General features: G+C 72.1%; 17 protein-coding genes. 10 read left to right on the top strand and 7 right to left on the bottom strand.

All coding sequences use genetic code 11. The features are described from left to right. Positions 1–46 precede the first annotated feature (46 nt). Together ACZ518_RS10035 and ACZ518_RS10030 are read left to right on the top strand one after the other, a co-directional pair. Positions 47–724 (top strand): ArsR/SmtB family transcription factor, encoded by a 678-nt coding sequence (locus ACZ518_RS10035; protein ID WP_469112542.1) that lies wholly within the window; start codon positions 47–49, stop codon positions 722–724. Between the two features lie 300 nt (positions 725–1,024). Continuing rightward, positions 1,025–1,678 carry a DUF1326 domain-containing protein gene (locus tag ACZ518_RS10030; protein ID WP_469112541.1) on the top strand — a complete coding sequence of 218 codons (654 nt, stop codon included), beginning with the start codon at positions 1,025–1,027 and terminating at the stop codon, positions 1,676–1,678. Positions 1,679–1,737: 59 nt separating this feature from the next. Here ACZ518_RS10030 and ACZ518_RS10025 read toward each other — a convergent pair whose 3' ends face one another. Then, positions 1,738–2,433 (bottom strand): DUF6766 family protein, encoded by a 696-nt coding sequence (locus ACZ518_RS10025; RefSeq protein WP_469112540.1) that lies wholly within the window; start codon positions 2,431–2,433, stop codon positions 1,738–1,740. An 83-nt stretch (positions 2,434–2,516) separates the two neighbouring features. Further along, the gene (locus tag ACZ518_RS10020) at positions 2,517–2,825 is read right to left on the bottom strand and encodes a hypothetical protein (RefSeq protein ID WP_469112539.1); all 309 of its coding nucleotides are present in this window, start codon (positions 2,823–2,825) and stop codon (positions 2,517–2,519) included. Between the two features lie 388 nt (positions 2,826–3,213). On the opposite strand from ACZ518_RS10020, the gene ACZ518_RS10015 reads away from it, so the two are divergent. The 4 genes from ACZ518_RS10015 to ACZ518_RS10000 all read left to right on the top strand — a co-directional run bounded on the left by ACZ518_RS10015 (position 3,214) and on the right by ACZ518_RS10000 (position 6,723). Continuing rightward, entirely contained in the window at positions 3,214–4,302 is a 1,089-nt protein-coding gene (locus ACZ518_RS10015) for an SDR family oxidoreductase (protein ID WP_469112538.1), read from the top strand. Next, a complete protein-coding gene (locus tag ACZ518_RS10010; protein ID WP_469112537.1) occupies positions 4,299–5,300 on the top strand; it encodes a PHP domain-containing protein in 1,002 nt (333 codons plus the stop codon). The genes ACZ518_RS10015 and ACZ518_RS10010 overlap by 4 nt, the downstream gene beginning before the upstream one ends. Positions 5,301–5,462: 162 nt before the next feature. After that, a complete protein-coding gene (locus ACZ518_RS10005; RefSeq protein WP_469112536.1) occupies positions 5,463–6,023 on the top strand; it encodes a hemerythrin domain-containing protein in 561 nt (186 codons plus the stop codon). A 193-nt stretch (positions 6,024–6,216) separates the two neighbouring features. Next, the gene (locus ACZ518_RS10000; protein WP_469112535.1) at positions 6,217–6,723 is read left to right on the top strand and encodes a hypothetical protein; all 507 of its coding nucleotides are present in this window, start codon (positions 6,217–6,219) and stop codon (positions 6,721–6,723) included. A 248-nt stretch (positions 6,724–6,971) separates the two neighbouring features. Here ACZ518_RS10000 and ACZ518_RS09995 read toward each other — a convergent pair whose 3' ends face one another. Together ACZ518_RS09995 and ACZ518_RS09990 are read right to left on the bottom strand one after the other, a co-directional pair. Further along, the gene (locus ACZ518_RS09995; RefSeq protein ID WP_469112534.1) at positions 6,972–7,592 is read right to left on the bottom strand and encodes an STAS domain-containing protein; all 621 of its coding nucleotides are present in this window, start codon (positions 7,590–7,592) and stop codon (positions 6,972–6,974) included. A 91-nt stretch (positions 7,593–7,683) separates the two neighbouring features. Then, on the bottom strand, positions 7,684–8,046 hold the full coding sequence (locus tag ACZ518_RS09990) for an ArsR family transcriptional regulator (protein WP_469112533.1): 363 nt from the start codon (positions 8,044–8,046) through the stop codon (positions 7,684–7,686). Positions 8,047–8,328: 282 nt separating this feature from the next. Between ACZ518_RS09990 and ACZ518_RS09985 the strand changes: the two genes are divergently transcribed. The 4 genes from ACZ518_RS09985 (at position 8,329) to ACZ518_RS09970 (ending at position 11,834) form a co-directional block, all read left to right on the top strand. Further along, positions 8,329–8,949, top strand: coding sequence for a DNA polymerase ligase N-terminal domain-containing protein (locus ACZ518_RS09985; protein WP_469112532.1), 621 nt, complete (start codon positions 8,329–8,331; stop codon positions 8,947–8,949). A 3-nt stretch (positions 8,950–8,952) separates the two neighbouring features. After that, complete coding sequence (ligD, locus tag ACZ518_RS09980; protein ID WP_469112531.1) at positions 8,953–9,897, top strand: non-homologous end-joining DNA ligase; 945 nt, start codon at positions 8,953–8,955, stop codon at positions 9,895–9,897. After that, complete coding sequence (locus ACZ518_RS09975) at positions 9,894–10,541, top strand: endonuclease (protein WP_469112530.1); 648 nt, start codon at positions 9,894–9,896, stop codon at positions 10,539–10,541. The genes ligD and ACZ518_RS09975 overlap by 4 nt, the downstream gene beginning before the upstream one ends. 204 nt (positions 10,542–10,745) lie before the next feature. Next, positions 10,746–11,834, top strand: coding sequence for a C40 family peptidase (locus ACZ518_RS09970; RefSeq protein WP_469112529.1), 1,089 nt, complete (start codon positions 10,746–10,748; stop codon positions 11,832–11,834). 40 nt (positions 11,835–11,874) lie between these two features. Here ACZ518_RS09970 and ACZ518_RS09965 read toward each other — a convergent pair whose 3' ends face one another. The 3 genes from ACZ518_RS09965 to ACZ518_RS09955 form a co-directional block, all read right to left on the bottom strand. Further along, positions 11,875–12,405: a SixA phosphatase family protein gene (locus ACZ518_RS09965; RefSeq protein WP_469112528.1), complete on the bottom strand. Its 531-nt coding sequence runs from the start codon at positions 12,403–12,405 to the stop codon at positions 11,875–11,877. 48 nt (positions 12,406–12,453) lie between these two features. Continuing rightward, positions 12,454–13,638: an alcohol dehydrogenase catalytic domain-containing protein gene (locus ACZ518_RS09960; RefSeq protein ID WP_469112527.1), complete on the bottom strand. Its 1,185-nt coding sequence runs from the start codon at positions 13,636–13,638 to the stop codon at positions 12,454–12,456. Between the two features lie 98 nt (positions 13,639–13,736). After that, positions 13,737–14,327, bottom strand: coding sequence for a GAF domain-containing protein (locus tag ACZ518_RS09955; RefSeq protein WP_469112526.1), 591 nt, complete (start codon positions 14,325–14,327; stop codon positions 13,737–13,739). Positions 14,328–14,349 lie beyond the last annotated feature (22 nt).

Genomic DNA, 14,349 nt, shown 5'->3' with positions numbered 1-14,349 from the left:
GCCGCCGGCCTCATCTACAATAATCCATGGATTTATGGAGGAAGCAATGCGGGATGCCACCACCAGCGGCACGAAGGCCGCCCTCTACGACGCGTTCGCGACCAGCGGCAAGGCGCTGGCCAGCGGAAAGCGTCTGGAGCTGCTCGATCTGCTCGCCCAGGGCGAGCGGACCGTCGACGCGCTGGCGAAGGCCGCGGGGCTGAACCTGACGACCGCCTCGGCGCATCTGCAGACCCTCAAGCAGGCGGGCTTCGTGGCCACCCGCCGCGAGGGCGTCCGCATCCACTACCGGCTCGCGGGCGAAGATGTCGCCCAGCTGTTCGCACTGCTCCGCAAGGTCGCCGAAACCCACCAGGCAGCCGTCCCCGCCGCTCGCGACGCCTACCTCGGCGAGGACGACGCGACGGAGGTGACCCACGAGGAGCTGCGTGCCCGCGCGGCGGCCGGGGACGTCGTCGTGCTCGACGTGCGGCCGGTGGAGGAGTACCTGGCCGGGCACATCCCGGGCGCGCTCTCCATCCCCGTCGGCGAACTGGCCGACCGGATCGAGGAGCTTCCCGGAGACACCGAGATCGTCGTCTACTGCCGCGGCGAATACTGCGTTCTCGCCTACGACGCGGTGCGGCTGCTGACCGGCCTCGGCCGCCGGGCGGTCCGCCTCAATGACGGCATGCTGGAGTGGCGCCTGTCCGAGCTGCCCGTCGAACCGGCGGACCGAACATGACCGCCCCGGCCGGCGGGCTCCCACCGCAGCCGCCGGAAAGATCCCCCTTGGTGTCGAAGCCCTGGGCATGAACCTGCTCACCGTCGTGGCCACAGGATGTACGTCCCGAAGGGCATCGACGGCGTCGTCGGCCACGAACTCCTCGCTGCAGTGGTCCGCCGTGGCCGTCGGCCGGTTTCCCGCCCGGGACATCAGGTGCAAGCTGGGAGGGAGACCGTTTTCCGATCCCGGGAACGGGCTCGGGACACGCGGTCTCGCCACTCCGAGTGAGCTCACCGGAGCTCGGCTGGAGGAAGCGACATGACACAGCAGGCCACCGGCACGCGCTGGCATCTGGCCGGCGACTGGTTCGACGTGTGCAAGTGCGCGATTCCGTGCCCGTGCACCTTCGCGCAGCCCCCCACCTACGGCGACTGCGAAGGCGTCATGGCCTGGCACATCCGGGAAGGCAACTTCGGGGACGTACGGCTCGACGATCTCAATGTCCTGATGCTCGCGTCGTTCGAAGGCAATCCGTGGGCCGGTACGCACACCGAGCCCTACGCCGCGGTCTTCCTGGACGAACGTGCCGACGATCAGCAGCGGGCCGCGCTCGGGGCCGTCTTCGGCGGCGAGGCGGGCGGATGGCCGGCGGAGTTCGTGACGATGTTCCACCCCGAGATGCGGGGCATGGACGTCGTCCCGGTGCACGTGGAGGTCGACGAGGACCTCGCCACGTGGCGGGCCGAGGTCCCGGGCCGTGTCACGGCGACTGCCGAGGCGCTCACCGGCCCGACCACCCCGGACGGCGCACGCGTCCAGGTCCTCAACGCCCCGGGCTCCGAGGTGGGGCCGGGCCAGATCGCCACGTGGGGGCGGGCCACCATCGACCGCGCCGACGCGTTCGGCTTCTCCTGGGACCGTACCGGCAAGTCGAGCAAGTACTTCCCCTTCGACTGGAGCGGCCCCGACTGAAGGGCCCGTCTGCGGACTTCCGTCGAACCCCGCACACGCCGCCTTCGGCCGAGGCGGGGTCAGCCTTCGACGCCGGTGGTGTCGTGGGCGGCGCCGACCGGTTTGGACTCCGGGGAGCCGCGCTGGCGGAGGTAGATGGAGAGGACGACCATGGCGGCGACGGCGAGGAGTTCGGACTGCCAGTTCTGCAGGGTCCGGTTCCAGAAGTCGGGGGTGGCCACGTAGCCGGCCCAGCTGACGGGATCCTCGAGCCGGCGGAGCTGCTGGTCGTTGTAGGCGGCGGTGCCGGTAATGGACTGCGCCAGCCAGGACAGGACGAACAGCGTGCCCATGACGGTGGCGAGGGAGCGGGCGTAGAGGGTCTGGCGCCAGTCCTTGGTCCCCGCCCAGCGCGGCGAGTCAGGGCGCGCATGGTCACCCATACGCTGCTCCTGCTCACTTTCGTTACCGGCTTTGTGGACCTTCTTGGACTCAGGGGAGCCGCGCTGGACGAGGTAGACGGTGCCGAAGATGTAGAGGAAGAACTGGAGGAACTCCGACTGCCAGTTCTCGGTGACGTCCACGGCGAAGTCCGAGGACATCAGGTACTCGCCGAAGCTGAGCGGCTGGAGGCCTTCGACCGTCATCTGCTCCTTGAACTCGGCGTGCCCGGCGATGGCCTGGCAGACGAGCACCACGAGGAAGGCGATGCCGAAGGCGAGGGTCAGGCTGTTCTCCCGCCAGAACCCCGTGCGCGGTTCGCGGCTGTCGGTCATCTCTGGAGCATCCCGATCGTGATGAAGTATCCGAGCCCGCCGAGGATGACCACCAGCGTGGTGACGAACAGGGTCCGCATGCCTCACGCCCCCTTGATCAGGCAGTTGTAGGGCTGGTCGGGCCTCGGTGTGCAGCCGGCGGCCACGACTTTCCAGCCGGCGGTGAACAGCGACAGGAACAGGGTGTCGCCCTCCGTCCGCACCATCGCCTGACGTCCGTACGCCTCGACGCCCTGGATCCCGCGCGCCCTCGGCAACTCCTGCGACGCGAACGCGGTGGGGCATGCCTTCTGCTCGTCCTGCTCCAGCTGCTGACGAGTCTCCGGAGCCAGCAGCTCGCAGGCCCGGACGTGGTCGCCGGCCGCCACGGCGGCTTCGAAGGCGGCTCCCACGGCGGCCGCGGCGTCCTGCCGTGCCGCCGGACCTCCGCACCCCGTCGCTCCGAGCGCCACCGCGGCCGCCAGGAGCAGCCCGCACCAGGGGCGCCCGGCCCCGGCCGACCACAACCGCGACCCGGTCACTTCTCGGCGGCGGGAAGAACGAAGGTGACCTGCGTGCGGCCCTTGAGCTGTTTGCGTTCGAGCACTGGGACGACTCCTGCGGGCAGGGACTGGCAGAGGCCCAAGCACCGTCGCACGGTGCTCTCCGCCGCGGCCCCGCACACGCCGCCGGAAGCGAGACCGTCACTCACCTGGAGGCCGCGGCGAAGCCCCTGCCCCGCCGGCCACACGGTGCGGGACCACGGAAGCATGGTTTGCGCAGCACGGGTAGGCGCGGAACATGACCCAGAACCGAGAACGTGCGGTAGTGACCGGCGCTGCCGGTGGTATCGGGTTCGAGCTCGCCCGGCAGCTTGCGGAGCGGGGTTTCGACGTGATCGTGGACTCCGCCGATCAGGAGCGCCTCCGTTCCGCGGCAGAGGAGATCGGGCGGCAGACCGCCGGACGTCCGGCGGCCGTGACCGCGCCGAAGCCCGGCGTGGACCGCGACCGCCCCCGCCTCACCGATCCGGTGGGGATGCACCCCCGGCCCCCGTTTCCCGAGCAGGACCAGGACCACCCCGGTTCGACCGGGGCCATGGATCCCCGCCCCGACCACGGCGAGGACACCTACGAAGGCCACGGGCTGCTACGCGGCCGCAAGGCGCTGGTCACCGGAGGGGACTCCGGAATCGGCCGAGCCGTCTGCCTGGCCTTCGCACGGGAGGGCGCCGACGTCGTCTTCACCCATCTGCCCGAGGAAGCCGGCGAGGCCGACGAGACCGCCCGCCTGATCCGCGACGCGGGCCGCTCAGCGGTCGCCGTCGCCTGCGACATCCGGCACGAAGGCGAGTGCACCGCCCTCGTCGGCAGAACAGTGGGCGAACTGGGCGGCATCGACCTGCTCGTCAACAACGCCGCCTACCAGATGGCCCAGCCGGACGGGATCGAGGCGATCACCACCGAGCAGTTCGACCGGGTGATGAAGACCAACCTGTACGGCATGTTCTGGCTCACCAAAGCCGCGCTGGCCCACATGCCGCGCGGCGCCTCCGTGATCAACACCGCCTCCGTGCAGGGCTACCAGCCCAGCCCGCACCTCCTCGACTACGCCATGACCAAGTCCGCGATCATCTCGTTCACCCACAGCCTGGCCCAGATGTTCGCCGAGCGCGGTGTCCGGGTCAACGCCGTGGCGCCGGGGCCGGTCTGGACACCTCTGATCCCGGCGACGATGCCCGACCCGACGGAGTTCGGCGAGCAGTCTCCGCTGGGCCGGCCCGCGCAGCCGGCGGAGATGGCCCCCGCGTACGTATTCCTCGCCTCCGACCAGGCCTCCTACATCACCGGTGAGATCGTCAACGCCACCGGCGGAACCCCTCTGCCGTGACCCCGGACCAAGCCCTGCGCCGGATCGCCTTCCTCCTGGAATGGCGCGGGGCATCCCCGTACCGGGTGCGGGCTTTCCACACGGCAGCCGACGCCGTCCGCGACCTTCCACCAGGACAGGTGGACGCCGCGCAGGCCGAACGGCTGCGCGGGGTGGGCCCGGTCACCGCCGAGGTGATCTCCCAGGCATCGGCCGGGGCGGTGCCGGGCTACCTCGCCCGCCTGGAGGCCGAAACCGACCCGGCCGCTCGCGTCGGCTGGGACCTCGCGGCCGCGAGCACCGGGGACTGCCACCTGCACTCCGACTGGTCCGACGGCGGCAGCCCGATCGAGGAGATGGCCGCCGCGGCCCGCGCCCTGGGCCACCAGTGGGCCGTCCTGACCGATCACTCGCCGCGGCTGACGATCGCCCACGGGCTGAGCCCCGAGCGGCTCGAAAGCCAACTGGAGGCCGTGGCCGCAGTGAACTCCAGGACGGGCCCGGAATTCCGGCTGCTCACCGGCATCGAGTGCGACATCCTCGACGACGGCTCACTCGACCAGGACGAAGAGCTGCTCGGCCGGCTCGACATCGTCGTGGCATCCGTCCACTCCAAGCTCCGCTCGGAACCCGGACCGATGACCGCCCGCCTCCTGGCCGCCGTACGCAACCCGCATGCCGACGTCCTGGGGCACTGCACGGGACGGATCATCACCGGCCGGGGGCGCCCGGAATCCCGCTTCGACGCCGAGGCCGTCTTCGGCGCCTGCGCGGAAGCCGGCACCGCGGTGGAGATCAACTGCCGGCCCGAACGACGCGACCCCCCGGACGACCTCCTCGCACAGGCCGCCGCCGCGGGCAGCCTCTTCGCCGTGGACACCGACGCCCACGCCCCCGAACAGCTCCACTGGCAGAGCACGGGTTACGCGCGCGCGGCACGGATCGGCCTGGGAACGGACCGGCTGATCACGACCTGGCCGCTCGACCGGCTGCTGACGGGCAGGAGCGGAAAGCAGTGAACCACCCGCCTTCTCCGCCGCGCGGCGGCCCGGAGCCAGGCAGCTGCCTCCCCCGAGCGGGTGAGACGACCCGTGGGACCGGGCGCCTCCAGGTCCGGCGGGGAACCGATGGGTCCGGGCCGGACGGACCCGGCCCGAACCCGGACCACACACGGAGGCGACATGGGACACGGCGGAAATGTGATCGACGAGCTGATGGCCGACCACCGGGAGGTGGAGGAGATGTTTGCCCGGATCCAGTCCATGCCCGGTACCGGGCAGGAGCTTCGCGATCTCGTCGACGAGATCACCATCGAGTTGGTGCGGCACTCGGTCGCCGAGGAGCAGTACCTCTACCCGGCGGTACGCGAGCACGTCGAGGGCGGCGGGCGGATGGCGGACAAGGAGATCGAGGACCACGGCCGCGTCGAGAAGATCCTCAAGCGGCTGGAGAAGACGGGTACCGACGACGCGCAGATGAGCCCGCTCCTGCAGCAGCTCATGGAGGAGGTCGCGGCCCACGTCCAGGACGAGGAGAGCAATCTCTTCCCGATGCTGAAGAGAGCCTGCACCGCTGAACAGCTGGACGAACTCGGTGACAAGATCCGTCGTGCCAAGGCCATGGCGCCCACTCGCCCGCACCCCGCCGCACCGAGCACCCCGATGGCCAGCAAGCTCCTCGCACCGGGCGTCGGCCTGGTGGACCGGGCGCGCGACTTCGTGACGGGCCGCGGCAGGTCCTGACCCCGTCCTGGGCGGCGGTCCGGCGTGCTCGCCGTCCGGGCCCGCCGCCCCTGGACCGACGGTGACGCGGGTCATGCCGGACGTCCGCCGTTCGCGCCTACACTGGTCGGCCACGAGCGGAGCAGAGCAGCTTCGCGCCGCAGCTCGCGGACCCGGGACGGGCCAGGGCGAGCATGCACCCAAGGAAGCCGCCGTGTCCGCCGATCTCTCACCCGTCATAGCCGCAGGCACCCGCTGGCTGCTGACCGCCTTCCCACCCGCCGCGGGCGCCTTCAGCCAGGCTCTGGCCGAGGCCCAGGCCAGGCAGGCCGTCACACTCGCCGCGGCCCTGCGCCACCCGACCGCGCTCGACGCACAGCTGCTGCATCTCCTCGGCCCGGGCGGGAGCGCCCGGCTGGACTGGGTGACCGGCGCCGATCACGGCGGCGACGCCGCCGACACCGGCTGGCGGACCTGGGTGGACGAAACCGTTGTCAGTTGGGCTGCCTGCCTCCTCGCAGACCCCGTCCTCGCCCTCGACGCCCACCACCGCGTCTCCCGTGGCCAGGCTGGTGAGGTCACCCGTCTCACACGCCCCGGCGACCACGAGCACGACGCCGCGCCCTTGCTGCGCCACCCCGATCTGCTCGAGCCGGTCGCCGCCCTTCACCGGCCGCTGCTGCTGGACCTGCTGGACAGCGAGAACGCCGCTCTGGGGTAGGGCAGGCCGCTGGCACTGACGCGCCCAGTACACGCTCGGCGACGGCCCGTGCCGGTCCGCTCTGGCGTTGACGGCACCGGTTCTCGCCGCGGATCTGGCGGGCGGCACGGACGCGCGCCGCCGGCCGGTCTTCGCCCAGCAGGCCATGGACCGGCACCGCGAGCAAGACCTCGTGCGGCGTCGCCCGACCACCGGTCCGGTCTGCACGCTCCGCGTCCGGGCGCTGCGTGACGACGTGGCATCGGCATCTAACCCGGCGGATACACGGCCCGACGCGAGACCTCCTTCCGGGCTCTGGCTGCTCCGGCCGCTCGGGCGGCGAAAGCGAAGTCCTGCAGACAGCGCAGCAGCCGGGTGGGCCTCCCATCGGTGTCGGCGGCGGGGTACAACCCGTCGACGAGGTCCAGGAGCCGGCGTGGCTGGGCCCGCCAGTTGTAGGCGAAGAACGCAATGCCACGCGCGTCCAGGCGGCGGACGAGGTCGAGCAGGGCATGCAGGCCCACCACATCGAGGAAGGTCAGGTCCTGCATGTCACAGGCCACCACGTCCACCCCATCGAGACGGGCCTGCACCTCATCGAGAGCGGATCTGGTGTCCATGTCGAGTTCCCCGACGGGGGTGAGGTGTGCGGTCGGCCCGTAGCGCCTGGTCTCCACCTGGAACCCCTGCACGCTTGGCGCCGGCCGGTCGCGGACGGTGAGCAGACGTTCGGCCACGGCGAGGTCTTGACGCAGGTCGGCGGTGTCGTCCAGGTCGATCTCACCGCTCAAGCGGGCCAGCACCCGCTGGGGCCCCGGTTCGAAGGCCGGGGCAACGAAAACGCCGGCGTCCTCCGCCGGGACCGACGGGCCTCCGGAGTGGAGGGTCATGGCCTTGCCTCCTTCACTGCCCCGATACGTGGGGGAAAGGGACTGGCTGGCAGGGGCGCGGCGGGACCGGGCCCCCTCTGCGGTTCGCGGATCAGCCGCGTGGGTCGCGCTCACGGGGGACCCCGTCCGTAGGGGGGTGTCCGGCCGTCCCGGCCCGTGGGCCCAGGTCGACCAGCAGTTGCAGGAGATCCGTGATCCTGTGGTGGCCCTCGGCCGGATGACGGAAGAGCGTTCCGGGCGTGACCTCGTAATGGTTGCGGCGGCCGTTACGCACACGGGTGAGGTATCCAGCACTCTCCAGGTCCGCAACGATGGCCTGGGCCGCGCGTTCGGTGATCCGGCAGTTGCCGGCCATGTCCCGCAGCCGCGTCTCCGGATCCCCGAGGATCATGGCGAGGATCCGGGCGTGGTTCGTGACGAACGTCCAGCTGGTTCGAGGCTCCATCGACTCCATGCCCGAATTGTACGATTTGCGATTCCGGTTTCACCAGACCGGAATCCGGGCGCGGCCTTTCCGTGCCGCCACCAGCACGTCCGTGCGTGGGAGTCACGGTGTGTCTCCCGGGAATCGATCGGCCACGGGGCCGGTCCCGGCGGCCCGGTACCTGCGCGCCTGCCCTCTGCCGGAGGCGCCAAGCGGCCCGCGCCCCGCGTTCTGGCCGCTGCGGGTGACGACGGTAATGCCGGGTAGCCGCGTTGGTGGGGCCCCTTTGCCCGACGGTGTGAGGAGGGTGCGATGACGGTCAGGCGATCGCTGGCCCGCTACCACCGGCGACGTGACTTCTCCAAGACGGCCGAGCCCGAGGGCCGGCTCGAAGAGCTGTCCGACGAGCTGCCCTCGTTCGTCGTCCAGATCCACGACGCCCGCAGCATGCACTTCGACTTCCGGCTGGAAGCGGACGGCGTACTGAAGTCCTTCGCCGTGCCCAAGGGGCCTTCCAGCGACCCGCACGACAAGCGCTTCGCGACACCGACCGAGGACCATCCGCTGGCCTACCGCGACTTCGAGGGCACGATTCCGGAAGGCCAGTACGGCGGCGGCACGGTGATCGTCTGGGACCAGGGGACGTACCGCAACGCCACCACCGGCCGCGACGGCCGCGAGATCCCGCTCAGCGAGGCGCTGGAGCAGGGGCACGCCTCGTTCCGGCTCGACGGCCGCAAGCTCCACGGCGGCTACTCGCTCACCCGCATCCGCGATACCCGGGACGGCGGGAAGGAAGCCTGGCTGCTGGTCAAGCACGCCGACGAGCGCGCTTCCTCCACCCGTACGCCCGACCCCCGACGGGCGCGGTCGGTCCGCACCGGCCGGACCCTGAACCAGGTCGCCGCCGACGCCCGCGCACGACGGGGGTGACCGATGACCCCGAAGAAGCGGCCCACGCCGCCGGAACGCATACGGACCGGCCGCCGCGCCATCGAGATCAGCCGCCCGGACAAGGTCCTCTTCCCCGGTGACGGCATCACCAAGGCCGACCTCGCCTGCTACTACCGCACGGTCGCCCGGCGCATGCTGCCCCACCTGCGCGGACGGCCCCTCATGCTGGAACGGCATCCCGACGGGATCGACGGCCCGGCCTTCATGCAGAAGGACGCCCCGGACCACTTCCCGGACTGGATCCACCGTGCCGAGCTGCCCAAGGAGGACGGCACCGTCGCCTACGTGGTCTGCGACGACACCGCCACCCTGCTCTACCTCGCCGACCAGGCGTGCACCACACCGCACCGCTTCCTGTCCAAGGCCGACCGGCCCGACCGTCCGGACCGGCTGGTGTTCGACCTGGACCCGGCCGGCGAAGACTTCGCCGCGGTGCGGGACGCCGCGCTCGGCCTCCACCAGCTCCTGGACGAGCTGGAACTGCCGTCCCTGCTCATGGCCACGGGCTCTCGCGGCCTCCACGTCGTGGTCGCCCTCGACCGCCGTGCGTCCTTCGACGACGTACGCGCCTTCGCGCGCGGTGTCGCCGACGTCCTGGCCGCCCGCCACCCCGACCGGTTCACCACCGAGGCCCGGAAGAAAACCCGCCGCGGCCGCCTCTACCTCGACATCCAACGCAACGCGTACGCCCAGACCGCCGTCACCCCCTACGCCGTCCGCGCCCGCCCCGGCGCCCCCATCGCGGCCCCGCTGGCCTGGAGCGACCTCGACGATCCGGACCTCACCGCCCGCCGCTGGACCCTCGCCACCGTCGACGGCCTGCTCAAGGACGACCCCTGGCAGGACCCCCCGCGCCCCCGCTCCCTCCGAAAGGCCCGCGGCCTCCTCACCTCACTGGCCCGTGACGAAAGGAGCCCGACACCATGACACGGCAACGACACGCGACCGTACGACGGCTGATGGACCAGTACGGGCAGACCCACGCCGAGGAAGCCGGCATAAGGCTCCGGAACACGCCCGCGCCCCTCTACCAGCTGCTCACCCTCTGCCTGCTGTTCTCCGTACGCATCAAGGCCGACATCGCGGTGGCCGCCGCCCGCGAGCTGTTCGGAGCCGGAATGCGCACGCCCCGGGCGATGGCGGACTCCTCCTGGCAGGACCGGGTGGACGCCCTCGGCCGCGCCCACTACCGCCGCTACGACGAGAGCACGGCCACCGCCCTGGGAGCCGCGGCGGAGCTCGTCCTCGACCGGTACCACGGCGACCTGCGCCGGCTCCGCGACGCGGCCGACGGCAACCCCGGCCGGGTCCGCGAGCTGCTGCGGGAGTTCCCGCGGATCGGGCCGGTGGGCGCCGACATCTTCTGCCGCGAGGCCCAAGCCGTATGGCCCGAGCTCTGCCCGTCGTTCGACGACCGCGCGCGCGAGGCCGCCTCCGAACTCGGCCTCCCGACATCCCCTGAAGCCCTCGCGCACCTGGTGGACACCGAAACCATGCCGAGGCTGGCAGCCGCCCTGGTGAGGGTCGAGCTGTCCAAGAATGCCGTCGACGAGCTCCTGAAGACCGGCTGACACCGGCGGCGGGCAGCCTCGTCCGCCGGAATACGGCCGCGGGCCGTCTTTTCGCGCGGGTTGCCCCCACGGGTGCCGGAAGTCGGCAGTCGCCAGTCGGCAGTCGGCAGTCGGCAGTCGGCATCAAGCCGATTCCTCGCCCCGTTGGGGGACACGCCGGGCCGGTGGGGTTCGCGGGTGCGGCCTGCTGGACAGGATCGACGCATGTATTCCGTGAAGACCGTCCTGACGGCCACTGCCGCAGCGTTCCTCGCCCTCACCTCTCCGGCCGCCGCGGTCCCCGACGCCCCCACCGCCGCGCGGCGCCCCTGCGACGCCGCCCCGACCTGCTACGTCGACGTGGCGGTCGCCCAGGTCTGGGTCAGCCCCGGACAGGTTCGTCCAGTGGACGCTCCGGCGACCACGAACCCCGCTGACGTCCGCGGCTGGCTGGCCGGCATGTCCCTGGACGAGCGTCGTGAGGTCGCCGGGGAGACCCAGGCCCTCCACGGCATCCGGGTGACCGTCGACCGCAGCGAGTGGCACGGCGGCCTGCGCTGGGACCACGTCTGGGTGCACGGCCAGCCCACCCCCAGGGACCAGGCCGGACGGGGCGCCTACCCCGGCTGGATCCCCGACCGCCAACTGACCTCGCAGCACCGGCGCCCGCCCGGCGGCACGCACGAGGAACGCGTCGTCCGCCCCACCGCCCGGGGCTTCACCACCGCCCGGGCCGCACTCGACGGCCGCGGGTCCGGGCGGGTCGGCGAGTACTCGTACAACACCTCCTTCCCGGTGGAGGCCGGTCCGCTGCCCGGAGTCGTCACCGCCCACTCCCCCAGCGGGGGCCGGGTGTTCTTCCGGGCCGGCGACCTGGCGAGGGTGCCGTCCGCACCGAGCGGCGCGGACGTGGTCGCCGCCGCACGCGCCTTCCTGGGCCTGCCCTACCTGTGGTCCGGTGCCTCCGGATTCGGCTACGACTGCTCCGGCCTCACCGGCCAGGTCTACTCCGCGCTCGGCGTGACGATCCCCAGGGACGCCCAACCGCAGTTCGACGCGGGCGGCGGGCAGGTACCCGCCGGCTCCGCAGCGGGGGTGCGGATCACCCGTACGGAGGACCTCCGGCCTGGCGACATCGTCGCCTTCCGCCCGGCCACCGGCACCGAGGTCACCCACGTCGGCATCTACTCGGGGACGCGGAACGGCGAACCCATGATGATCAACTCGCCTCGAACGGGTGACCCCGTCAGGGAGGAACCCATCGGTTCCACCGGCCGCGTCTACGTCGGCGCCACCCGCTTCCTCACCCGCTGACGCCCGTACGACGGGCGGGCGCCGGCGCGCGACGCCGGGGTCAGTCGGCCGGGGACCAGACGGCCGTCAGGATCCCGCTGCCCGGGGACAGCCGTTCCCAGCCGCCCGGCACGTCCAGCACCACCACGCCCGAGGTCGGGAATCCCGCCCGCACCCGCTTCAGCAGGTCCGGGGGGCCGCTCCCGCACAGGCCGGCGGCCAGCTCGTGGATGCCCGCGTTGTGGCCGACCAGCGCCAGGGAGCCGAGACCCCGCCCCCGCTCGGCCAGTACGGTGACCAGCATGCTCGGGGCCGCGTCGTAGAGCCGCTCGTCGTACACGGCGGGCGGCGGGTCCTTCAGCGCGGCGACCGCGAGCTGCCAGGTCTGGCGCGTCCTGCGGGACGGGGAGCACAGCACCAGGGCGGGCGCGAGACCGCGGTCCGCGAGCCAGTGGCCCGTCCGGGGCGCGTCGGCCTTCCCGCGGGAACTCAGCGGACGGTCGAAGTCGGCGATCGGCTGGTCCTTCGGTACGGCCTTGGCGTGCCGCACCAGCAGCAGCCGGCACGGGCCGGTGGTCCTCGTCTGGTCCATACCCGGCCGCCTGCCCGCCGCGGGGGTGCGGAAACACCGGCTCGGCCGTCAGGGGTGGAAGAGGACCTTCACCATGTTGTCGCGCTTGGCCTGGAAGTCCGCGTACGCCCGCGGGGCGTCGTCCAGGGCCAGGTGGTGGGTGGCGAAGCCTTCGACGCCGAGGGGGTCCGCGTCGGTCAGCAGGGGCAGCAGGTCTCCGACCCACCGGCGGACGTTCGCCTGTCCCACGCGCAGCTGGATCTGCTTGTCGAACATCGTGAGCAGCGGCAGCGGATCGGCCGCGCCGCCGTAGACGCCGGAAAGGGAGAGGGTGCCGCCGCGGCGTACGAGGTCGATGGCCGTCTTCAGGGCTGCCAGGCTGTCCACGCCGGCCTTCTTCGCCAGCGCGGCGGCCAGGGCGTCCGGGAGCAGTCCGGTCGCGGTCTGTGCGGCCCTGGCGCCGATGCTGCCGTGGGCCTCCATGCCGACGGCGTCGATCACGGCGTCCGGGCCGCGGCCGCCGGTGGCATCGCGGACGGCGTCGACGAGCTGGTCCGCGTAGTGGGACAGGTCGTAGACCTGTACGCCGTGGCCGGCGGCGCGGGCGAGCCGTTCGGGCACCAGGTCGATGCCGATCACCTTGCCGGCCCCGCGATGGGCGGCGATGCGGGTGCACATGTCGCCGATGGGCCCGAGGCCCAGGACGGCGACGCTGCCGCCGGGCGGGACGTCCGCGTGGACGACGGCCTGCCAGGCGGTCGGCAGGACGTCCGACAGGTACACGAACCGTTCGTCCGGCGGTCCCTCGGGAACACGGATCGGGAGGGTGTCGGCGAAGGGGACGCGCAGGTACTCGGCCTGTCCGCCGGGCACCTGGCCGTAGAGCTTGGTGTACCCGAACAGGCTCGCGCCGCGGCCGTGCTCGTGGACCTGGGTCGTCTCGCACTGCGAGTGCAGGCCGCGCTCGCACATGAAGCAGGTCCCGCAGGACACGTTGAACGGTACGACGACCCGGTCGCCGACCTTCAGTTCCCGGACCCCGGGCCCCGTCTCGGCGACGACTCCCATCGGCTCGTGTCCCAGGATGTCCCCCGCGTCCAGGAACGGCCCGAGCACCTCGTACAGATGGAGGTCCGATCCGCACAGGCCGGTCGTCGTCACTTCGATCACGGTGTCCGTGGGATCGACGATCCGCGGATCCGGAACATCCGCCACCTCGATCGTGCGGCGGCCCTGCCAGGTGACTGCTTTCATCACGCCTCCTCAGCCGATACCGGGCGGCTGTCCACTCCCGGCCGACCCATGCCTGTGGCCCTGTGCGAGTTGCCTTCGCTCGCGGCGGAGCCGGCCGCTCACTCTCCGAGGAGGCGGCGGGCTTCCGTGAGCAGGCGCAGGAGTTCGGCGCGCGAAGGGCCGTCCGGGGTGTCCGGGGTGTCCTGGGCCGGCCGGGGCGGGTGGGCGGTCAGGACGTGCAGGGCCACGGCGGCCTGACGGGCGAAGAGGCCCAGCAGGTCGAGCTCCGGCAGGCCGGACCGGGCCTGCGGGGAGGGGTCGAGCACTTCCAGGACGCCGAGGACCCGGTCCCCGCGGACGAGGGGGGCGGCCATCAGCGCGTCCGGGACGTAGCCGGTGGACTCGGCGATGTCCCGGTCGAAGGAGGCGCTGTCGCGCAGGTCGTCGACCACCATGGGCTCCCCCGAGGCGGCGACCCATCCGGCGATCCCCCGGCCCGCCGGGAACCGCCGCCCCACCAGGAACTCCTGTCCCTGCCCGGAAACGGCCTCGAAGGCGAGTTCGCCGGCCGCGGCGTCCAGGAGCATGATGGAGCTCGCCTGCGCGCCGAAGATGGCGCGAGCGGTGTCCACCACCGACTGCAGGAGTTCCGCCACGGCCGGATCCGGCCGGGGTGCTGGGGATACGGCAGGGGCGATCGTCTGGGCCATGGGGCTTCCCTTCCGGCGCCGG

It is taken from the genome of Streptomyces sp. NPDC033966 (genome assembly GCF_055575955.1).
The sequence above is the reverse complement of the archived record's forward strand: the minus strand, read 5'-3'. Positions and strand labels throughout refer to the sequence as shown.